The following is a 20232-nucleotide window of genomic DNA, read 5'->3' on the forward strand; positions in this document are numbered from 1 at the left end:
GATTCACCCTCGCATGTCGACCTGCTCCGTTTACCCCTTACCCTACCGGGCCAACCCCGCCGAGTACTTTGCGGCTATTCGCCATGCGCCTGGCGCGGTGCTGCTCGACAGCGGCCGCCCGGCTGCCGAGCGGGGGCGTTATGACCTGCTCAGCGCCTGGCCCGAAGCGACCTTGACGGTTGGGCCGGATGAACGCGGCAGCGATTTCCTGCAACGCCTGCGCGAGAACCTGGCGCAGTTGGGTGAGGCGGCCCTGCCTGCTGGCGTTGAATTGCCATTTGCCGGCGGTTTGATCGGTTACTTGAGCTATGACTTCGGCCGGCACTTGGAACAGGTCTCGCGCCTGGCCGTGGACGACCTGCATCTGCCGGATGCGCGCCTGGGGCTGTATGCCTGGGCACTGGTCAGCGATCACCTGGCGCACACCAGCCAACTGGTGTTTCACCCGGTGCTGGCCGATAGCGAGCGGCAACGTCTGATCGCCCTGTTCAGTCATGCAACAGGTGACACCCCCACCACCTTCAAGCTCCAGGGCACCATGGCGCCGGACCTCAGCGTGGATGCGTACCAGCAGGCCATCCTGCGTATCCAGGATTACATCCAGGCCGGCGACTGCTACCAGGTCAACTTTGCCCAACGCTTTCGTGCGCCGTGCATCGGCGATCCATGGGCAGCCTACTGCGCGCTGCGCGAAGCCTGCCCGACGCCGTTTTCCGGGTTCCAGAGTTTGCCCGATGACGGCGCGGTGCTGAGCCTGTCGCCGGAGCGCTTCGTGCGCATCAGCGAAGGCCAGGTCGAAACCCGCCCGATCAAGGGCACCCGCCCTCGCGGTTTAACACCGGAAGAGGACGCTGCCAACGCCGCTGAGCTGCTCGCCAGCCCCAAGGACCGCGCAGAAAACCTGATGATCGTTGACCTGCTGCGCAACGACCTCGGCCGCAGTTGCCGCATCGGCTCGGTGAACGTGCCGGAACTGTTCAGCCTGGAAAGCTACCCCAACGTGCACCACTTGGTGAGCAGTGTCACTGGCATATTGGCCGACGACAAAGACGCCCTCGACCTGATCGCCGGCAGCTTCCCTGGCGGCTCCATTACCGGCGCGCCGAAGATTCGCGCCATGCAGATCATCGATGAGCTGGAGCCCACCCGCCGCGGGTTGTATTGCGGCTCGCTGGTGTACCTGGACGTGCGCGGCGAAATGGACAGCTCCATCGCGATTCGCAGCTTGCTGGTCAAGGATGGGCAGGTGTGTTGCTGGGGTGGCGGCGGGATTGTGGCGGATTCGCAGTGGCAGGCGGAGTATCAGGAGTCGCTGACAAAGGTGCGTGTGTTGTTACAAACGTTGGAAAATCTGTAGGGCACAGCCCCTTCCTAGCGTTCGAGTAGAACGCCATGCGATAGAAAAAGCCTGAATCAGAACCGCTGTGGACGGGATAGACGCTTGCAGATAGCGTCCGGAGCGACCGCCCACCCGCCACCTGTGAAGGATCACATGAAGCGACTACCTCATCGTCTGGAAATATTTCCGAGATTGCCTATCCACGCAATCGCACCTATGATCTCCCAAAACGGGAGGTTGAAGCGATGCGGATAATCGCTCTATCTACCCTACGAATATTCTGGGAAAGCCATTCAGCTTATAGCGACGCCAGAACACCGCTGGTCGAGTTGTATCGGCACATGGAAAAGGCCAATTATCCAACACCGCAAGCACTCAAGGCCGAACTCAGAACAGCGAGCATTCTTAAGGGTGGCAGGGTCGTGTTCAACGTTGGCGGCAACAAGTATCGAGTGATCATGGCGATCGACTACCAGCGACAACTAGGGTTTATACGGTTCGTGGGAACCCATGCTCAGTACGACCAGATCAACGCGGAGACTGTGTGATGAACATCAAACCTATTCACTCCCAGGAAGACCTGACTGCGGCACTCGTACGAGTCGAGCAGGTATGGGGAGCACCACCCGGCTCGCCTGAAGGTGATGAGCTGGAAATCCTGGCAGTCCTCATCGAGAAGTACGAAGCCGAGCATTACCCCATGCCCCCTTCGGATCCGGTAGAGGCTATCAAGTTTCGCATGGAGCAATTGGGCATGACCGCCCGCGATCTGGAGCCGTTTATCGGCACCAGTGGGCGGGTGTCAGAGGTGCTGAACCACAAGCGCAAGCTGAGCCTGTCGATGATCAAGCGTCTGCATGAAGGCTTGCGTATTCCTTATGAGCGCTTGCTGGCCGAGGGTAAGGTGTGACGGCGCCGACGCCATCGCAGGCAAGCCCGACTCCCACAGTTGACCGCGTCGTTTGACGTTACATGGTCAAAGGTGGGAGCTGGCTTGCCTGCGATGGGGCAATCAGCCGCGCCGCATAATTTACAGGCTCAACTGCCGATTCGACGCCTTGATAAACTCTTTCTTCAGGTCTTCAAACGTATGCACCGCCGGGAACTGCGGGAATTCGCGAATCACATTGTCCGGCGCATGGAACAGAATCCCACGGTCAGCTTCACCCAGCATGCTGGTGTCGTTGTAGGAATCACCGGCAGCGATCACGCGGTAGTAGAGCGTCTTGAATGCCAGCACCGATTGGCGCTTGGGGTCTTTCTGGCGCAGTTGGTAGCTCACCACCCGATCGTTTTCATCGGTGATCAAGCGGTGGCAAAGCAAGGTCGGGAAACCCAGCTGACGCATCAGCGGCTGGGAGAACTCATAGAAGGTGTCGGACAGGATCACCACCTGGAAGCGCTCGCGCAGCCAATTGACGAACTCAATGGCGCCGTCCAGCGGTTTGAGCGTGGCGATAACGGCCTGAATATCGGCCAGCTTGAGCCCATGCTCGTCGAGGATGCGCAGGCGCTGTTGCATCAGCACGTCGTAGTCGGGGATGTCACGGGTGGTGGCCCGCAGGGACTCAATGCCGGTTTTCTCGGCAAAGGCGATCCAGATTTCCGGAACCAGTACCCCTTCCAGGTCAAGGCAGACAATTTCCACACGACACTCCTGTTAGATATTGTTAGTTGAGCGAGCAAAAGGACTGCCGAACTCTAGCGACTCAAGCCCGCCGCCGCAACGCGGGACAGTTTTTGATACCATCGCCCTCCTAGAGAGCGCTCAGCGCCACTGACCTGTAGGAACCGTCCTGATGAACCAAGCCTTCGACGTCGTTGAACTCGCCACGACTTATGCCAACAAGTCTGCCCAGGACATTCTCAAGCTGGCGTTCAGCCAGTTCGGCGATGACTTGTGGATTTCCTTCAGCGGTGCCGAGGATGTGGTCCTTGTGGACATGGCCTGGAAGCTGAACAAGAACGTCAAGGTGTTCAGCCTCGACACCGGCCGCCTGCATCCGGAGACCTACCGGTTTATCGAGCAGGTGCGTGAGTTCTACAAGATCGACATCGAGCTGGTCTCGCCAGACCCGAGCAAGCTGGAGCCCTTCGTCAAAGAGAAAGGCCTGTTCAGCTTCTATAAGGACGGCCATGGCGAATGCTGCGGCATCCGCAAGATCGAACCGCTGCGCCGCAAACTCGCAGGCGTCAGCGCCTGGGCCACCGGCCAGCGCCGCGACCAGAGCCCCGGCACTCGCAGCCAGGTGGCGGCGCTGGAAATCGACACGGCGTTCTCCACGCCGGAACGCACCCTGTACAAGTTCAACCCGCTGGCGCAGATGACCAGCGAAGAGGTCTGGGGCTACATCCGCATGCTGGAGCTGCCGTACAACAGCCTGCATGAGCGCGGCTTCATCAGCATCGGCTGCGAGCCCTGCACCCGGCCGGTACTGCCCCGCCAGCATGAGCGCGAAGGCCGCTGGTGGTGGGAAGAAGCCACGCAGAAGGAATGCGGGCTGCATGCGGGGAATATCATCAGCAAGGCTTGAGCCTCCGATGCCACCGCCTCTGTAGGAGCGAGCTTGCTCGCGAAAAACTCACGGACGCCGCGTTTATTCAGGAAGCCCGCGTTATCGTTGACGTTTTTCGCGAGCAAGCTCGCTCCTACATAACGCGATATTTGCTTTGGGGCCGGGTAAACCTGTACACAACCTTGTAACCATAGGTGCCATTTTTGTGTGCAACTTAATGTGCAACGCACCAAAACGTAACATCTCCCTGCGCCAATGGCGCTGCATATAAATAACCCTGCAATTAATGAAAAAATAAATACCTGTTCAAACGGTCAACTTATAGTGCCCGTAATTCAGTAAGTTATTCGCGACCTATATAAAAACGAAATTAGCCAAGATTTTCATATATCGAAAATTGGCACGCATATGGCTTAGGCAGAAGTGCGCTTTGTATACAATCAATACAAAACCTACATACACTTTGCCATCCGCCGCTTTGCTGCAGATGCGCTGGAGCCTGCCGGAATGCGTACAAGTCTCTCGAACACCCTCGCACTGGATCTGCCCTCCTCTCCCCTGAATCCTGCAGCCACAGGCCCCGGCCCGCTGGTACTCAGCCCGCGCCTGCACAACAAGGACCTGGCGCCCACCAAGGTCGAAGGCCGACGCTGGGGGCGCTATAGCATCTTTGCGCTGTGGACCAATGACGTGCACAACATCGCCAACTATTCATTCGCCATTGGGCTCTATGCCCTGGGCCTGGGCGGCTGGCAAATATTGCTGTCCCTTGGGATCGGCGCAGCACTGGTGTACTTCTTCATGAACTTGTCGGGCTACATGGGGCAGAAGACCGGTGTGCCGTTTCCGGTTATCAGCCGCATCAGCTTCGGCATTCATGGGGCGCAGATTCCGGCGTTGATTCGGGCGGTAATTGCGATTGCCTGGTTTGGGATCCAGACCTACCTGGCCTCGGTAGTTTTCCGCGTGCTGCTGACCGCCATTCATCCAGGCTTTGCCGATTATGACCACGACTCGATTCTCGGCCTGTCGACCCTGGGCTGGGCGTGTTTTGTGGCGATCTGGCTGGTGCAGTTGGTGATCCTCGCCTATGGCATGGAAATGGTACGTCGCTATGAAGGCTTCGCCGGGCCGGTGATACTGCTGACCGTGGCCGCACTGGCCGGCTGGATGTACTTCCAGGCGAACGGGCAGATCGCCTGGTCGATCCGCGAGCCCCTGAGTGGCGGCGAGATGTGGCGCAATATCTTTGCCGGCGGCGCGCTGTGGCTGGCCATCTACGGCACCCTGATCCTCAATTTCTGCGACTTCGCGCGTTCATCGCCGTGCCGCAAGACCATCCAGGTCGGGAACTTCTGGGGCCTGCCGGTCAATATCCTGGTGTTCGCCGCAATTACCGTGCTGCTGTGCGGCGGACAGTTCCAGCTCAATGGCCGCGTGATCGAAAGCCCGACCGAAATCATCGCGGCGATCCCCAACACCTTTTTTCTGGTGCTCGGCTGCCTCGCTTTCCTGATCGTCACCGTGGCGGTGAACATCATGGCCAACTTCGTCGCCCCGGCCTTTGTACTGAGCAACCTGGCGCCCAAGTACCTGAACTTCCGGCGCGCCGGGTTGATCAGCGCCTTCGTTGCCGTGCTGATCCTGCCGTGGAACCTCTATAACAGCCCACTGGTGATCGTGTATTTCCTCTCTGGCCTCGGCGCGCTGCTGGGGCCGTTGTACGGGGTGATCATGGTCGATTACTGGCTGATTCGTAGAAGCCAGGTGGATGTGCCGCAGTTGTACAGCGAAGACCCCCAAGGCATTTATTACTACAGCCGGGGGGTGAATATGCGTGCGGTGGCGGCGTTCATTCCGGCGGCAGTGATCGCCATCCTGCTGGCGCTGTTGCCGGGGTTTGCCAGCGTCTCGCCGTTTTCCTGGTTGTTTGGCGCCGGCATTGCCGGGTTGCTGTACCTGCTGATTGCCAAGCGTCAACCGCACTACGCCGATGTCAGCGGCGAAAGCATTGCCGTCGATAACGTCAGTCATTAAACAAGGACTTTCCATGCGTATCCTCGTGGTCAACGTCAACACCACCGAATCCATCACCGACACCATTGCCCAGCAAGCACGGGCCGTGGCTTCACCGGGCACCGAGATTGTCGGGCTCACCCCGTACTTCGGCGCAGAATCGGTGGAAGGCAACTTTGAAAGTTATCTGGCAGCCATCGCCGTGATGGATCGGGTAATGGCCTACGACCAGCCCTTTGATGCGGTGATCCAGGCCGGTTATGGCGAGCATGGCCGTGAAGGGTTGCAGGAATTGCTCAACGTGCCGGTGGTGGATATCACCGAAGCGGCGGCCAGCACCGCGATGTTCCTGGGGCACGCCTACTCGGTGGTGACCACCCTGGACCGCACGGTGCCGCTGATTGAAGACCGGCTGAAACTCGCCGGCCTCTACCAGCGTTGCGCTTCGGTGCGTGCCAGCGGCATGGCGGTGCTGGAGCTGGAAGAAGACCCGCTGGGCGCCATGGAAGCCATCGTGCACCAGGCGGAACTGGCCATTCGCGACGACAAGGCCGAAGTGATCTGCCTGGGCTGCGGCGGCATGGCCGGGCTGGACGAGCAGATTCGCCAGCGCACCGGGGTGCCGGTGGTGGACGGGGTAACGGCGGCGGTGATGGTGGCCGAGTCGTTGGTGCGGTTGGGGTTGTCGACCTCGAAGGTCAGAACTTATGCGACACCGCGGCCGAAGAAGGTCATCGGCTGGCCGGGCAAGTTCGGGCGGTAGACCGATGCGCCTGCATCGCGGGCAAGCCCGGCTCCCACATTGGATTGCGATCACTGTGGGAGCCGGGCTTGCCCGCGATGGCCACGACTCGATGCAAGGCCCTGCTCAGATAGCACTGAACCGTTGAGCCAGTTTCTGCTCGGCGAACTGCTCAATAATGAAATCCACAAACGCCCGCGTCTTGCCCGGCAGCAATTTATGCTCGGCGTAGTAGATGGAAATATTGCCGTCGTCCACATACCAATCGGGTAACACTCGCACCAACGCACCGCTGTCCAGGAACGGCACCGCCATCGGCATGCTCACCAGCGCGATGCCAAGGCCCTGGGCACTGGCGCAGCAAGCGGCTTCGGAGTCGCTCATGGTCATCGCCGGTTTCAGCACTAAAGGGCTGTGCTCGCGCTCACGATGGGTCAGTTGCCATGAACGCACACGGCCTGTCTGCGGCGAGCGGATCAAGATGCCAAGGCAGTGGGACAGGTCATCGGGCGCCAGCACCAGCGAGCACCGCGCCAGGTAATCCGGCGACGCCACCAGCACCCGGTGCGCCGGGGTCAACTTGCGCGCCACCACGCCTTGGGGCAGCTCAAACCCGCCGCCAATGGCCGCATCGAAGCCTTGCCCGATCAGGTCGACCTGGCGGTTATCGAAATGCCAGTCCGGGCTGATATCCGGATAGCGCCGCATAAATTCGCCCAGCAACGGCACCACGTACCGGTTACCGAACACTGGCCCCATGCTGACCTTGAGCGTGCCCACCGGCCGCCCTTCGGCACTGGCCAGGTTGGCGACCGCATTCTGAATGGTGGTGAGGCTGCCGCTGACTTCCGCCAGGAACATCTTGCCGGCTTCGGTCAGCGCCAGACGCCGAGTGCTGCGCTGGAACAGCCGCACACCGAGGCGCGCCTCCAACTTGGCAACGCTTTTACCCACCGCAGCCGGGGTCAGGCTCAGGTGCCGAGCAGCCTCGGCAAAGCTGCCACCCTCGGCGCTGCGCACAAAGCATTCGATACTGCCAAAGCTTTCCATATCGCCACACTCTAAACTTTTGGTTTACACAGACTATAGCAACCACGGGCTACCGAGCAGCGCGGGTGAGGTCGATACTCGCTCCATCAACTACCTCGGAGATCGACATGACCACACACAACCTCACCGGCAAAGTCGCCTTGATTCAAGGCGGTTCCCGCGGCATCGGCGCCGCCATCGTCAAGCGCCTCGCCGCCCAGGGGGCAGCGGTTGCCTTTACCTACGTCAGCTCGGCCGCCAAGGCCCAAGCGTTGCAGAACGAGGTGATCAGCGCAGGGGGTCAGGCTCTGGCGATTCACGCCGACAGCGCCGATGCCACGGCGATTCGCGCGGCGGTCAACGCCACGGTCAAGGCGTTTGGACGCCTGGATATCCTGGTGAATAACGCCGGCGTGCTGGCCATCGCGCCGCTGGAAGACTTCAAGCTGGAAGACTTCGACCAGACCCTGGCGATCAACGTACGCAGCGTGTTTATCGCCACCCAGGAAGCCGCCAAACACATGGGTGAAGGCGGCCGCGTGATCAATATCGGCAGCACCAACGCCGAACGCATGCCCTTTGGCGGTGGCGGGCCCTACGCCATGAGCAAGGCGGCGCTGGTGGGGTTGACCAAGGGATTGGCGCGGGACCTGGGGCCACGGGGCATTACCATCAACAACGTGCAGCCTGGGCCGGTGGACACCGATATGAACCCGGCGAACAGTGATTTTGCCGAAAGTCTGATCGGGTTGATGGCGGTGGGACGGTATGGGCATGTGGAGGAGATTGCCAGTTTTGTGGCCTATCTGGCCGGGCCGGAAGCCGGCTATATCACGGGCGCCAGCCTGACCATCGATGGTGGTTTCAGCGCCTGATTTTGCAAAACCGCAAACCAAATGTGGGAGCGGGCTTGCTCGCGAATACGGTGAGTCAGTTGATAAATCTACTGACTGACACCCTGCATTCGCGAGCAAGCCAGCTCCCACATTTTTGACCGCGCGGGGTCAGGCCATGGGGGGCAAGCCGTAGGCGGCCAAATCAAAGTCGGCGAGCTTGCAAATAATCTGGTCAGCATGCTGGTACTTGCTGTCAGCCATCGCCTCATCGGGCACCGCAATAGCGGTCATGTGCGCAGCCTTCGCGGCCGTCACGCCGAACGGCGAATCTTCGAACACCAGACAATCCTCAGGCGCTACACCCAACCGGCGCGCTGCGGTAAGGAAGATATCCGGCGCGGGCTTGGCAGCACCGACTTCCGGGTCGTCAGCGGTGACGATGGTGTCGAACAGGCCAAACCATTCACGGTGCAGGGTGGTCTTGTGGCCAAACGAATTACGCGATGAACTGGTGCCCACCGCAATCGGAATATTGTGCGCCTTCAAGTGCCGCACCAACGCCTCGGCACCGGGCATGCCCAAGGCCTTGGGAAAGCGCTCGCTCATCAGCGGTTCGCGTATTTCCAGAAACTCGGCGGGCGTGATCGGCAGGTCCAGCGCCTTGACCACGTAATCGGCCAAATCCTGGGCACCCCGCCCGATGATGTGTTGCTTGATGCCCCAGTCGTAGGTACGGCCATAGCGTTCGGCAATGATCTGCGTGACTTCGGTGTAGATGCCTTCGGTATCCAGCAACAACCCGTCCATATCGAAAATCACGGCTTTGATCGGGACAGCGGTACGCGGTGCATTCATCACGACACAACCCTGGGGCAAGGACTAAATGGATTCAGCACAATAACGGCCACGCTAACCGGCGAGCAACCCTTTAGACTGTTTGCCCCTCTTTTCGACGTGCTCCCAATGCTCTACCGACTCGCCGCCGACGGCCTCGTGCTGTTTCACCTGACCTTCATCCTGTTCGTGCTGTTCGGCGGCCTGCTCGCCCTGAAATGGCCCAGGGTGATGTGGCTGCACTTGCCCGCCGTGGCCTGGGGCATTGCGGTAGAGGTACTGCACCTGCCCTGCCCGCTTACCCGTTGGGAAAACCTGTTTCGCCACTTGGCTGGCCAAGACGGTTATGGCGGCGGGTTTATCGAGCACTACATCCTGACGCTGATCTACCCCGCCGGGCTGACGGCGAATATTCAACTGGTGCTGGGGGCGGTGGTGATATTGATCAACGTTGTGGTGTATGGGCGGTTGATCCGGCGTTGGCTGGCACGCAGAAGCGCATGACCTTCGGATCCGAACTTGCTCGCCTGGGCGCACGCACAAGCCTGAACATGAAACCTGGGCAGATTGTTTTCAATCTGCCCGCCGAGCGCTTAAAGTGTCGCCCCCTCGGGAATTGAATCTCGAGGTTGAGTCCATGGAGTTTCAAGTGAAATACGTCAGTAAAGCAGTTGCAGCAGCAGTTCTCGGTTTCACCCTGGCAGGTTGCACCGGCACCGCCATGAAAACCCAGCAATACGACGCCAGCCAATACACCGTCCTCGGTCACAGCGAAGCCAGCGCCACCGGCATCATGCTGCTGGGCGTCATCCCGATCGGCCAGAACAACCGCTTCGTGCGCGCCCAGGATGCGGCCATCAAGGCCAAGGGCGGCGACGCGCTGATCAACACACAAGTGCAGGAAAAGTGGTTCTGGGCTTGGGTATTGAACGGCTATACCACCAAAATCTCCGGTGATGTGATCAAGCTGAAAACCGCGCAGTAAGTATGAAACTGCCAGGGCGCTGACCCCGGCAAGCGACGTATCATGGGCCTGACTTTCGAGGATGGCCCATGAACCTCAGCATCATTTACGCCCTCGCGGCCGCCGCCCTGTTCGGCGCCAGCACCCCGCTCGCCAAAAGTCTTGGCCTGGGCCTCTCGCCCATCCTGCTCGCCGGCCTGCTCTACCTCGGCAGCGGCATTGGCCTTGCCGGTGTGCGCTTGATCCGTGATCGCGGCTGGAAACCTACCGGGCTAACCCCATCGGAATGGCCCTGGCTACTTGGCGCCATCGCCTTCGGCGGCCTCCTCGGCCCCGTTGCACTGATGTTCGGCCTGACCCGCACCACCAGCGCCAGCGCCTCCCTGATGCTCAACCTTGAATCGGTACTCACCGCCGTGATCGCCTGGGTCGTGTTCCGCGAAAACGCCGACCGACGCATCGTCCTCGGCATGCTTGCCATTGTGCTGGGCGGCGTGGTGTTGCCAGGGTCCGGTGCCGACGGCAGCCGCCAGGACTGGGCCGGACCGCTTGCCGTTGCGCTAGCGTGTTTGTGCTGGGGGATCGATAACAACCTCACGCGCAAAGTGTCCGCGTCTGACGCGTTGTTTATCGCAAGTGCCAAAGGCTTGATTGCGGGGCTGGTCAATTGCAGCCTGGCACTTTACCTCGGGGCGCAGATTCCCGGCATGGCGCAACTGGCGCCGATTCTACTGGTAGGTTTCCTCGGCTATGGCATCAGCCTGGTGATGTTCGTGCTGGCGCTACGCGGGCTGGGCAGCGCGCGCACCGGCGCTTACTTCTCCACGGCACCCTTTCTCGGTGCCGCAGTGGCGTTGCTGGTATTTGACGAGTCGGTGACCGCGGCCTTCTGGATTGCCTCGGCGCTGATGGCCGTGGGCGTGTGGCTGCACCTGACGGAACGGCATGCCCATGAGCATGTGCATGAGGCAACGGAACATGGGCATTGGCATGTGCATGATGAACATCACCAGCATGAGCATGGGTTTGAGTGGGACTCGAAGGTGCCTCATAGCCATGTGCATGCACATGGAGTGATGAGGCATAGCCATGCGCACTTTCCGGATGTGCATCATCGGCATAGGCATTGAGGGCGGACTTAGGCATAGGGTGTGGGTGGCTTTCGGCAACGTCCTACACGTCACTCAGAAGCGATGGGCTGCCGTTTTAAAATCGCCACACCTATAGTCTGACGGTCGCTCACATAGCGAACGGGTTTGGCGACCCGATGATAAATCGATAGATGCCTCTCGGGATTTGCGGGATGCTTCTGCGCGCAATAAGCTGCTCGACGGTAGCTGTGCGCGGGAGACCTTCGGGTCTGCCGGTTTTTCCGATTGTCCCGGTTCGCCAACCTGCGTACAGCTGCCACCCTTTTGTTTGGCGACAAATGTGTGGTTGCTCTCCTTTGACAACCGGAGTTCAACATATGAACCAATACATCGCCCTTACCAGCAACGACAGCGCCACCCCTGCCCTTTTTGTCGACACCACCGTGCCGCTGGGAATACTCCTCGATGCTGCGACCTATCGGCTTCGTGCTGTTACTCAAGTCCTTGAGAATCTTGCGCTACGTAGTGAGATCAACAGTGATGCGGTGGTGCTGAGTGACTTGGCATTGCTCTGCTCCATTCCGCTGCGGGACGGATGCGATTTACTTGATGTCATGGGGCGACGGCTAGACGTGTCCTGCGCATGATTTAAGAGCAGTAGGTTTTCAACTTAAAAATTACGAAACCCCAGGTTTCTTTCGAAACCTGGGATTTTGTTTGCTTCGAACGTGGTGAAATGAAAATTAAATAAATCTGTCCCCTTTTTCCCCAGCTTGAAAACAGAATGGATACCGACCGTGGGCTATCGAACTGCGCGGGAAGCACAGCGCGATATCAGCCATTTTTTGATGCATCGCTACAACTGGATTAGGCCTCATCAATTCAACGATGGGTTGGCTCCAGCGCGGGCCAAGGAAAAACTTAACGTCGTGTCCGGGATTAGTTGACCACTACACAGACGCAAGGGTGAGAGATGAATGGGAAAAGTGGAGTCGCTGGTAGCCTGTTCGTGCTGCTCACCACTTGCCAAAGCCAGCCTGTCGAGCGGGCGCCGCCTGAGGACACCATCGAAACGCGAATTTTTGATATGGAGTGCGACTGGATAAAACCGATCTACCTGCACAAGATCAATAGCCTATCTGATGCCACCGTAAAAGCTCTTCTTCCGTACAACCGGGCTAGGGAGAAAAACTACCACTGATCCCCTCTGAACTAAAGGAATCGGGTGTGATGGCAGCAGCCCGTGGAAGATTCCATCCGATGGCACCAGGATCTACGCGATTTGAGCCTCACGAACCAACAGATCGCCAGGCTGACAATCCAGATAGTCACAGATCGCATCAAGGGTAGCCAGACGTATGCCTTTGACCTTCCCCTGCTTGAGCAAGGAAAGGTTGGCTTCAGTGATTCCGATGGCGACGGCGAGGTCTTTGGATTTGACTTTGCGTAATGCAAGCATCACGTCAAGTTGAATGACAATTGGCATATAGATCTCAAACAAACGAACGACTTTCTGAGTCCAGATCACTGGCTTCGTGAAGTATACGCGCAATGACCGAGATGCAGGCTGCGAGGAACAGGGCAACAAAACTTGGCGCGGTAATGCTGAGCGTGATCAGACGCTCGCCGACAGGAGCGTAAATCGTCACCCACACACTGAGCATGGGCTCGCACAAGAAGTCCAATACGACCCAGATCGCCACTGCCCAGCCTACCTTACCCAGACGTGAAGCCGCGTCACTGGAAAAATACTCACCACGCGCATAGCTCTGAAACAACCGGCGTAAGTGATTCAAACCAAATGCCAGTGCCATCAATGGCACGCTCGACAGCACGATCCCCCCCAGTGTTTGCCACCACAGGAGCGATACCGGTTGATCGGCGGCGACCATCAGCAGCCGATCAACCAACAGCCGCTCAGTGAGCCCAAAGCCCAAGCCATACGTTGTGCCCAGGTTGGGATAAAGCCATACGGCGGTATTGAGCAATAACATGCTGATGATAAGCGACAGGGTGGCAGTCGCCATGCGCTGGCTGATTTGAACAAGGTGAATGGAAGTCATGTGAAGCTCCATAGTGTTGAGGTAGTAAAACCCTAACAACAATATTATTGCAAAACAATAATTAATTAATGAAAAAAGATAATAAATTGATCAGAACTAATAATTTTTTCCAAAACCTCTCTGAATAGCGCCTATTTTGCGGTCGGTAATACCCCGATTTCAGACACACCGAAGAGCCCCCGCTTAACGGCGATCTGGAAAAGGTCAGGCTAGAAATGGAAAAGCGGCTGAAGAAGGTGAAGGCGATGAACGCCATCACTGCTCTGAGCTATGCACTGACCAACGAGAACTAAGAGCCATCACCCGGACAGGAGTCGGGCATGCGCGCACAGGGCTATCCTCACATTCAAGACGTGGTATACCGATGCATCCCACTCCACTGGCAGAACCGACAGCTAAAAATATGGTTAACGCGGGGATAACGCTTGGGACAGAAAGAAGAGATGACTGAAACACCTCAAGACACGGACATTGCTGCGAAATCCACATGGGGGAACAAATGGGGTAACAAAACAACCAGATACAAAAAAGCCCCGTAAAAACGGGGCTTTTTAGTAGAATTTGGCGGTGAAGGAGAGATTCGAACTCTCGATACAATTTCTTGTATACACACTTTCCAGGCGTGCTCCTTAAGCCACTCGGACACTTCACCGTATCTCGTCAAACCAGTTCAGTCTGTCGAGGCGCGCTAATGTAGTCGAAAGCCTTTCTGATGGCAAAGGTTTTTTTCAGAATTTTCATGCGGTTAGACCGTTATGCCATTCACCGTCCGGCAAGGGGTGGTGATTGTGCCATTCTCAGGCATCGGCGGCACGCGTCTGGAGTGCTTGCTGCGCCCTGCTCCGGGGCGTCTACCCTTGGGGATGCAGGAAAAGCCTGACTGGGTAGTCAGTCACGGCGCTTTACCCGCACGGGCGTGGTGAGTAACGTCTGCGCATCTATCTCTATAACAAGCCCTACAAGGAACCGCGTCATGAGTGAGTTGATTGCCTACCACTTCGAAGACGGTATCGCGACCCTGACCCTGAGCAACGGCAAGGTGAATGCCATTTCTCCGGCGGTGGTCAGTGAGTTTAATGCGGCGCTGGATCAGGCCGAGAAGGATCGGGCGGTGGTGATCATCACGGGCACGCCGGGGATTTTGTCGGGTGGTTATGATTTGAAGGTGATGACGGCCGGCCCTAAAGAGGCGATCAGCCTGGTGACCTCGGGTTCGACCCTGGCGCGGCGGATGTTGGCGCATCCGTTCCCGGTGATTGTGGCCTGCCCTGGGCATGCGGTGGCCAAGGGCGCGTTCCTGTTATTGTCGGCCGATTATCGGATTGGCGTCGAAGGCCCGTTCAGCATTGGCCTGAATGAAGTGGCGATTGGCATGACCATGCACCACGCCGGTATCGAGTTGGCGCGGGATCGCCTGCGTAAGTCGGCGTTTCAGCGTTCGGTGATCAATGCCGAAATGTTTGATCCGCAAGGCGCCTTGCACGCCGGTTTCCTCGACAAGGTGGTGGCACCCGAAGAACTGCACGCTGCAGCACTGGAAGCAGCGCGGCAGCTGAAGAAGATCAATATGAACGCGCACAAACACACTAAGTTGAAAGTACGCCGCGCGCTGCTCGAAGCCCTGGATGATGCAATCATCCAGGATCAGGGCCATAGCCTGAGCTAAGTCCTACCCCTGCTGCGCCAGAGCCCGACCTTGAGTCGGGCTTTTTCTTACCTATAAATGTGAAACGTCCGTAGCCGCTCTAGCTAGCCGTTATCGGCCCATGTGGAAACATGCGCTTAAACATCGGCTATCTCCTACGTCTGTAGGGGCAATTGCCGAATACAGTGCACATCCGTACACTGCGCCACCTTTTGTCCCGATGGGCCGTGTCGATGCTTTTTCTGTTGCGTATGTTGTTGATGAGCCTGCATTTTATGATCGCTGGCGTGCTGGGTGTGCTGGTCGGTGTGTGCCGGCCGTTCAACCCGGACAACAGCCGTCTCTGCGCTCGCCTCTATGCGTTGCCGGCCATGCGGATCTTGGGCTTGAACGTGAAGACCGACGTCGACTCGCTGCGCGACAAGCCCGGTACCTGCGTGGTGATCGCCAACCATCAGTCCAATTACGATTTGTTTGTGTTCGGCAATGTAGTGCCCCACCGCACGGTCTGCATCGCCAAGAAAAGCCTGAAATGGGTACCACTGTTCGGCCAGTTGTTCTGGCTGGCGGGCAATGTGCTGATCGACCGCGGCAATGCGCACAAGGCCCGGCGTGCGATGCTGACGACCACGCATACCTTGCAGCATGAGGACACGTCAATCTGGGTGTTCCCGGAAGGTACGCGCAACCTGGGCAAAGGGTTGTTGCCGTTCAAGAAAGGCGCGTTCCATATGGCGATTGCGGCCGGTGTGCCTATCGTGCAGGTGTGTGTCAGCAATTACGTGACGCAGATGAAGCTCAATCGTTGGGACAGCGGCAGTGTGCTGATACGCTCGTTGCCGCCGATTCCTACCTGTGGGTTGACGGTGGATGACATCCCTCAGTTGCTGCTGACGTGTCAGACGCAGATGGATGAATGCATTGCACAGATGGACCGCGAACTGCAACGCGCGTAGGCGCACGCTTAGGGTGACGCGGAGCGTCACGGGCGGCATTCCCACGCAGAGCGTGGGAACGATCAGTGATATCAGCCAGCAACAACGGAACGCCATTCAGGCTAAGCTGCCCAACATCTGTCCTCTTGATAAGAAGTGATCAGCACCATGGGTAGAGTTGTTGCGGCTGCCGTCTACAGCGCCGGTAAGAAAGTCTCGGATATCACTCTCGATGAAGGCGCGGCCTGGGCCGCCAAACCTGGGCACTTTGTGTGGATCGGCCTGGAAGAACCCAGCGCCCAGGAATTGAACAACCTGCAACGCCAGTTCAACCTGCACGAACTGGCGATCGAAGACGCCATGGAAAAACACAGCCGCCCGAAGCTGGAAACCTTCGGCGACGCGCTGTTTATCGTCACCTACTCACCGGTGCGCGAGAACGGCAAGCTGGAGTTTATCGAAACCCATATTTTTGCCGGCAACGGCTACATCATAACCGCACGCAACGGTCACTCGGCGTCCTACGGCTTTGTGCGCCAACGCTGTGAGGCGCGCCCGTTGTTGCTGGAGCATGGGGAAGATTTCGTACTCTATGCGCTGCTGGATTTTGTCACCGAAAACTATCAGCCGGTGAGCGAGGCGATCCACGCCGAAATCGATGAGCTGGAGCGTAACGTGCTGTGCAGTTCGCTCAACGAGCGTGATATCCAGCATCTCCACGGCCTGCGCCGCGACGTGTTGCGGCTCAAGCGGCATGTGGCGCCGATGGTGGAAATCAGCCAGGAGCTGCAGAAGCTGAGCTTCCCGTTTATCGACAAGAACATGCGCCCGTATTTCCGTGACGTGCAAATCCACGTGACGCGGCAAATGGAAGACCTCACCACCCTGCGCGACATTGCCAGCCAGACCATCGAGATCGGTGTGTTGCTGGAGGCGTCACGCCAGAGCGTGGTGCAGCGCAAGTTCGCGGCGTGGGCGGCGATCCTGGCGTTCCCCACGGCGGTGGCAGGGATTTATGGGATGAACTTTCAGAACATGCCCGAGCTGCAATGGCACTACGGCTATTTTGGGGTGCTCGGGTTTATTACCTTGGGCTGTACCGGTTTATGGGCAAGTTTCAAGCGTTCGGGCTGGCTTTAAGCCTTGGCTTCAGGCTGATGCGCAACGAAGCGCATCATCCATTCCGCCACGGTGACGCCATGGTGGTCGCGATCCAGGCTGGCCACGCCGTTGCTGTAGACCTTTTCACCCAGGGTTGTCTGAAGTATTTCCAGCAACTCACGGGAATAGTCGTGAACAAACTCCGGATGGCCCTGGAAGCACAGCACCTGGTCGCCGATGTGATACGCGGCAAACGGGCAGAATTCGCTGGAAGCGATCACGGTGGCGTTTTCCGGCAAAGTGGTGACTTGATCCTGGTGGCTGATCAATAGCGTCAGTTCCGGCACCTCAGGACTCATCCATGGCGTCTTCGCATCCAGCTTGTAGGCGTGGGTGCCCATCCCCCAGCCCTGACTGGCGCGTTCGGCCTTGCCGCCCAGCAGCAGCGCGAGTAACTGATGGCCGAAGCACACGCCCAGCAGCTTGTCGCCGCGCTCATAACGCGTGAGCAGGTAGGTCTTGAGCGTCTGGATCCAGGGGTCGGTACCGAAGGAATCGGCCTTGCTGCCGGTGATCAGGTACGCGTCAAACACCTCGTCGTCCGGCGGGTATTCGCCCTGCACCACGTTGTAGACGACAAACTCGGCGGCAATCGGTTGCTTGGCGAACAGGCGTTTGAACATCTGCCCATAGCCTTGGTACTCATCGATCAAAGCGGGACGCAGAATATCGGTTTCCAGGATGCAGACGCGTAGCGACATAAAAAATACCTGACACGGCGATGGGAATATTGCACACCCCAGAGCCTGCCTTGAAATACACCCCCAAAGCAAGCCCTCAATGGGCACCCACACTCACTGTAGGAGCGAGCTTGCTCGCGAAGAACGTCAACGATAACGCAGGTATCCTGGATAAAAGCGTTGCCTGTGCGTTTTTCGCGAGCAAGCTCGCTCCTACAGTGAAACGTCTAAAACCGCTCGCCTTTTGCGGCTTTTTCCAACAACAACGCCGGCGGCGAGAAGCGCTCCCCATACTGCTCTGCCAGGTAGCGGGCGCGGGCGATGAAGTCGTTCAGCCCGTACTGGTTGATAAACTGCAACGCGCCGCCACTCCACGCGGCAAAGCCGATGCCGAAGATTGAACCAACGTTGGCATCCGCCGTGGACATCAACACGCCCTCCTCCACACAGCGCACGGTTTCGATGGCTTGGATAAACAACAAGCGGTCGCGCACGTCCTGGGGTGAGATTTGCTCGTCGGGCTGTTCAAACCGGGTTTTCAGCTCAGGCCACAGGTGCTTCTGGCCGCCTGCGGGATAGTCGTAAAAACCACCGCCGGCCGCCTTGCCTGTGCGCTTGTATTCGTTCACCAACAGATCAATCACCGCCGTCGCCGGGTGGTTCGGCATAGCCTTGCCTTCGGCCTGCAGGTCCTTGGCCGTTTGCTGTCGGATATGGCTCATCAGGCTGAGGGACACTTCATCGGACACCGCCAACGGCCCCACCGGCATGCCGGCCTTGCGCGCTTCGGTCTCGACCATCGGCGCGGCCACGCCTTCGCCGAGCATGGCGATGCCTTCGTTGGTAAAGGTGCCGAATACCCGCGAGGTGAAAAAGCCGCGACTGTCGTTGACCACAATCGGGGTTTTCTTGATTTGCAGGACGAAGTCAAACCCTCGGGCCAGGGTTTCGTCGCTGGTGCGCGCCCCCTTGATGATTTCCACCAGGGCCATCTTGTCCACGGGGCTGAAGAAGTGCAGGCCGATGAACCTGGCTTGATCGGGCACCGCCGTGGCCAGGCCGCTGATGGGCAAGGTGGAGGTGTTGGAGGCGATCACCGCGTCGGCCCCCACCACGCTTTGCGCCGCAGCCGAAACCTTGGCCTTGAGTGCGCGGTCTTCGGATACGGCCTCGATGATCAGGTCGCAGCCGGCCAGGTCGGCGTCATCCTGCGTAGGATGAATGCGCGCCAGGATGGTTTCGCGCTGTTCGGCGGTCAATTGCCCACGGCTGACTTTCTTGTCCAGCAATGCGGCCGAATGAGCTTTGCCTTTTTCGGCGGCGGCCAGGGTGATGTCTTTGAGCACCACCTCGATACCCGCACAGGCACTGACATAGGCGATGCCCGCGCCCATCATCCCGGCGCCGAGCACGCCGACTTTGCGCGTTACATAAGGCGCAAAACCCTGCGGTCGCGAGCTGCCGGCATTGATTTGATTGAGCTGGAACCAGAAGGTGCCGATCATGTTCTTCGCTACTTGCCCGGTCACCAGTTCGGTGAAGTAACGGGTTTCGATCAGGTGCGCGGTGTCGAAGTCCACTTGGGCGCCCTCGACTGCAGCACAGAGGATTTTCTCCGGCGCGGGGAAGCAGCCCTGGGTCTTGCTACGCAAGATCGACGGCGCAATGGCGAGCATCTGCGCGACTTTAGGGTGGGACGGCGTGCCGCCGGGAATCGCGTAGCCCTTGTTGTCCCAGGGTTGCCTGACCTGCGGATTAGCCAGAATCCAGGCACGGGCTTGGGCCAGCAATGCCTCGCGATCCGCCGCCAACTCATCAATCAAGCCCGCTTGCAGGGCCTGGGCGGGCCGCACCTTTTTGCCTTCGAGCAAATACGGCAAGGCTTTTTCCAGGCCAAGCATGCGCACCATACGCACCACGCCGCCGCCCCCGGGCAACAGGCCGAGGGTGACTTCCGGCAAACCCAACTGCACGGACTTGTCGTCCAGCGCGACCCGGTGATGGCAGGCCAGACAAATTTCCCAACCACCGCCCAGGGCCGCGCCATTGATTGCGGCCACCACCGGTTTGCCGAGGGTTTCCAGGCGGCGTAATTGCGTTTTCAATACCAAGACACTGTCGTAGAACGACTTGGCATGGGCTTTATCGACCTTGACCAGCTCATTGAGGTCGCCCCCGGCAAAAAAGGTTTTCTTGGCCGAGGTGATCACCACCCCGGCGATCTCGTCCTTTTCCGCTTCCAGGCGCGCGAGGGTGGCCGCCATGGCTTCACGGTAGGCGGCGTTCATGGTGTTGGCGCTCTGGCCGGGCATGTCCAGGGTCAGTACCACGATCTGGTCCTGGCCTTTTTCGTAACGAATGGCATCGGTCATGACAAATTC

22 protein-coding genes, 1 tRNA gene and 1 pseudogene are annotated in these 20232 nt (G+C 58.6%); 16 read left to right on the forward strand and 8 right to left on the reverse strand.

What is annotated here, in order from left to right; all coding sequences use genetic code 11:
• Positions 1–13: 13 nt before the first annotated feature.
• From pabB to GIV26_RS14530, 3 genes are all read left to right on the forward strand, one after another.
• Positions 14–1357, forward strand: coding sequence for an aminodeoxychorismate synthase component I (gene pabB, locus GIV26_RS14520; RefSeq protein WP_205547384.1), 1344 nt, complete (start codon positions 14–16; stop codon positions 1355–1357).
• A gap of 227 nt (positions 1358–1584) precedes the next feature.
• The gene (locus tag GIV26_RS14525) at positions 1585–1887 is read left to right on the forward strand and encodes a type II toxin-antitoxin system HigB family toxin (RefSeq protein ID WP_054920621.1); all 303 of its coding nucleotides are present in this window, start codon (positions 1585–1587) and stop codon (positions 1885–1887) included.
• Positions 1887–2249: a helix-turn-helix domain-containing protein gene (locus GIV26_RS14530; RefSeq protein ID WP_034128345.1), complete on the forward strand. Its 363-nt coding sequence runs from the start codon at positions 1887–1889 to the stop codon at positions 2247–2249. Before GIV26_RS14525 ends, GIV26_RS14530 begins: the two co-directional genes overlap by 1 nt.
• Positions 2250–2369: 120 nt before the next feature.
• On the opposite strand, the gene thrH is transcribed toward GIV26_RS14530, so the two are convergent.
• On the reverse strand, positions 2370–2987 hold the full coding sequence (gene thrH / locus GIV26_RS14535) for a bifunctional phosphoserine phosphatase/homoserine phosphotransferase ThrH (protein ID WP_236281227.1): 618 nt from the start codon (positions 2985–2987) through the stop codon (positions 2370–2372).
• 151 nt (positions 2988–3138) lie between these two features.
• On the opposite strand from thrH, the gene GIV26_RS14540 reads away from it, so the two are divergent.
• The 3 genes from GIV26_RS14540 to GIV26_RS14550 all read left to right on the forward strand — a co-directional run bounded on the left by GIV26_RS14540 (position 3139) and on the right by GIV26_RS14550 (position 6634).
• On the forward strand, positions 3139–3873 hold the full coding sequence (locus GIV26_RS14540; protein WP_054920611.1) for a phosphoadenylyl-sulfate reductase: 735 nt from the start codon (positions 3139–3141) through the stop codon (positions 3871–3873).
• 489 nt (positions 3874–4362) lie between these two features.
• Positions 4363–5892: an NCS1 family nucleobase:cation symporter-1 gene (locus GIV26_RS14545; protein WP_057976279.1), complete on the forward strand. Its 1530-nt coding sequence runs from the start codon at positions 4363–4365 to the stop codon at positions 5890–5892.
• Positions 5893–5905: 13 nt separating this feature from the next.
• Positions 5906–6634, forward strand: a complete 729-nt coding sequence (locus GIV26_RS14550; RefSeq protein WP_034126767.1) for an aspartate/glutamate racemase family protein — start codon at positions 5906–5908, stop codon at positions 6632–6634.
• A gap of 105 nt (positions 6635–6739) precedes the next feature.
• Here the strand turns inward: GIV26_RS14550 and GIV26_RS14555 are convergent, their stop codons facing one another.
• Positions 6740–7663 (reverse strand): LysR family transcriptional regulator, encoded by a 924-nt coding sequence (locus tag GIV26_RS14555; RefSeq protein ID WP_034126766.1) that lies wholly within the window; start codon positions 7661–7663, stop codon positions 6740–6742.
• 107 nt (positions 7664–7770) lie between these two features.
• On the opposite strand from GIV26_RS14555, the gene GIV26_RS14560 reads away from it, so the two are divergent.
• On the forward strand, positions 7771–8517 hold the full coding sequence (locus GIV26_RS14560) for a 3-oxoacyl-ACP reductase family protein (protein ID WP_198862201.1): 747 nt from the start codon (positions 7771–7773) through the stop codon (positions 8515–8517).
• 129 nt (positions 8518–8646) lie between these two features.
• On the opposite strand, the gene GIV26_RS14565 is transcribed toward GIV26_RS14560, so the two are convergent.
• Positions 8647–9333 (reverse strand): HAD-IA family hydrolase, encoded by a 687-nt coding sequence (locus GIV26_RS14565; protein ID WP_236281230.1) that lies wholly within the window; start codon positions 9331–9333, stop codon positions 8647–8649.
• Between the two features lie 108 nt (positions 9334–9441).
• Between GIV26_RS14565 and GIV26_RS14570 the strand changes: the two genes are divergently transcribed.
• The 6 genes and pseudogenes from GIV26_RS14570 to GIV26_RS14595 all read left to right on the forward strand — a co-directional run bounded on the left by GIV26_RS14570 (position 9442) and on the right by GIV26_RS14595 (position 12568).
• Positions 9442–9816, forward strand: a complete 375-nt coding sequence (locus GIV26_RS14570; RefSeq protein ID WP_198706900.1) for a DUF2784 domain-containing protein — start codon at positions 9442–9444, stop codon at positions 9814–9816.
• Positions 9817–9961: 145 nt separating this feature from the next.
• Entirely contained in the window at positions 9962–10297 is a 336-nt protein-coding gene (locus GIV26_RS14575) for a hypothetical protein (protein WP_032881258.1), read from the forward strand.
• 68 nt (positions 10298–10365) lie between these two features.
• Positions 10366–11406, forward strand: coding sequence for a DMT family transporter (locus tag GIV26_RS14580; protein ID WP_236281233.1), 1041 nt, complete (start codon positions 10366–10368; stop codon positions 11404–11406).
• Positions 11407–11744: 338 nt separating this feature from the next.
• Positions 11745–12014 (forward strand): short-chain dehydrogenase, encoded by a 270-nt coding sequence (locus GIV26_RS14585; protein WP_236281235.1) that lies wholly within the window; start codon positions 11745–11747, stop codon positions 12012–12014.
• 117 nt (positions 12015–12131) lie between these two features.
• A pseudogene (locus GIV26_RS14590) lies at positions 12132–12314 on the forward strand (IS3 family transposase); the annotation flags it as partial.
• A 26-nt stretch (positions 12315–12340) separates the two neighbouring features.
• Entirely contained in the window at positions 12341–12568 is a 228-nt protein-coding gene (locus GIV26_RS14595; RefSeq protein ID WP_236281239.1) for a hypothetical protein, read from the forward strand.
• Between the two features lie 72 nt (positions 12569–12640).
• Here the strand turns inward: GIV26_RS14595 and GIV26_RS14600 are convergent, their stop codons facing one another.
• From GIV26_RS14600 to GIV26_RS14610, 3 genes are all read right to left on the reverse strand, one after another.
• Complete coding sequence (locus tag GIV26_RS14600) at positions 12641–12853, reverse strand: helix-turn-helix domain-containing protein (protein ID WP_236281241.1); 213 nt, start codon at positions 12851–12853, stop codon at positions 12641–12643.
• Between the two features lie 7 nt (positions 12854–12860).
• Positions 12861–13430: a DUF2975 domain-containing protein gene (locus tag GIV26_RS14605; protein ID WP_236281244.1), complete on the reverse strand. Its 570-nt coding sequence runs from the start codon at positions 13428–13430 to the stop codon at positions 12861–12863.
• A 562-nt stretch (positions 13431–13992) separates the two neighbouring features.
• Positions 13993–14082, reverse strand: a tRNA-Ser gene (locus tag GIV26_RS14610).
• Positions 14083–14403: 321 nt separating this feature from the next.
• Here GIV26_RS14610 and GIV26_RS14615 point away from each other — a divergent pair.
• The 3 genes from GIV26_RS14615 (at position 14404) to GIV26_RS14625 (ending at position 17150) form a co-directional block, all read left to right on the forward strand.
• Positions 14404–15096 (forward strand): crotonase/enoyl-CoA hydratase family protein, encoded by a 693-nt coding sequence (locus tag GIV26_RS14615; RefSeq protein WP_014719521.1) that lies wholly within the window; start codon positions 14404–14406, stop codon positions 15094–15096.
• 212 nt (positions 15097–15308) lie between these two features.
• A complete protein-coding gene (locus GIV26_RS14620; RefSeq protein WP_096143565.1) occupies positions 15309–16031 on the forward strand; it encodes a 1-acylglycerol-3-phosphate O-acyltransferase in 723 nt (240 codons plus the stop codon).
• 147 nt (positions 16032–16178) lie between these two features.
• Positions 16179–17150 carry a magnesium and cobalt transport protein CorA gene (locus tag GIV26_RS14625; RefSeq protein ID WP_034127041.1) on the forward strand — a complete coding sequence of 324 codons (972 nt, stop codon included), beginning with the start codon at positions 16179–16181 and terminating at the stop codon, positions 17148–17150.
• On the opposite strand, the gene GIV26_RS14630 is transcribed toward GIV26_RS14625, so the two are convergent.
• Together GIV26_RS14630 and GIV26_RS14635 are read right to left on the reverse strand one after the other, a co-directional pair.
• Positions 17147–17872 carry an amidotransferase gene (locus tag GIV26_RS14630; RefSeq protein ID WP_181124864.1) on the reverse strand — a complete coding sequence of 242 codons (726 nt, stop codon included), beginning with the start codon at positions 17870–17872 and terminating at the stop codon, positions 17147–17149. The two genes, GIV26_RS14625 and GIV26_RS14630, sit on opposite strands and share 4 nt — an antisense overlap.
• Before the next feature lie 206 nt (positions 17873–18078).
• Positions 18079–20223, reverse strand: coding sequence for a 3-hydroxyacyl-CoA dehydrogenase NAD-binding domain-containing protein (locus GIV26_RS14635; protein ID WP_236281262.1), 2145 nt, complete (start codon positions 20221–20223; stop codon positions 18079–18081).
• Between the last annotated feature and the right edge of the window lie 9 nt (positions 20224–20232).

The sequence above is a fragment of the Pseudomonas sp. PA-1-3F genome (assembly GCF_021609665.1).
Taxonomy (GTDB): Bacteria; Pseudomonadota; Gammaproteobacteria; order Pseudomonadales; family Pseudomonadaceae; genus Aquipseudomonas; species Aquipseudomonas paracarnis.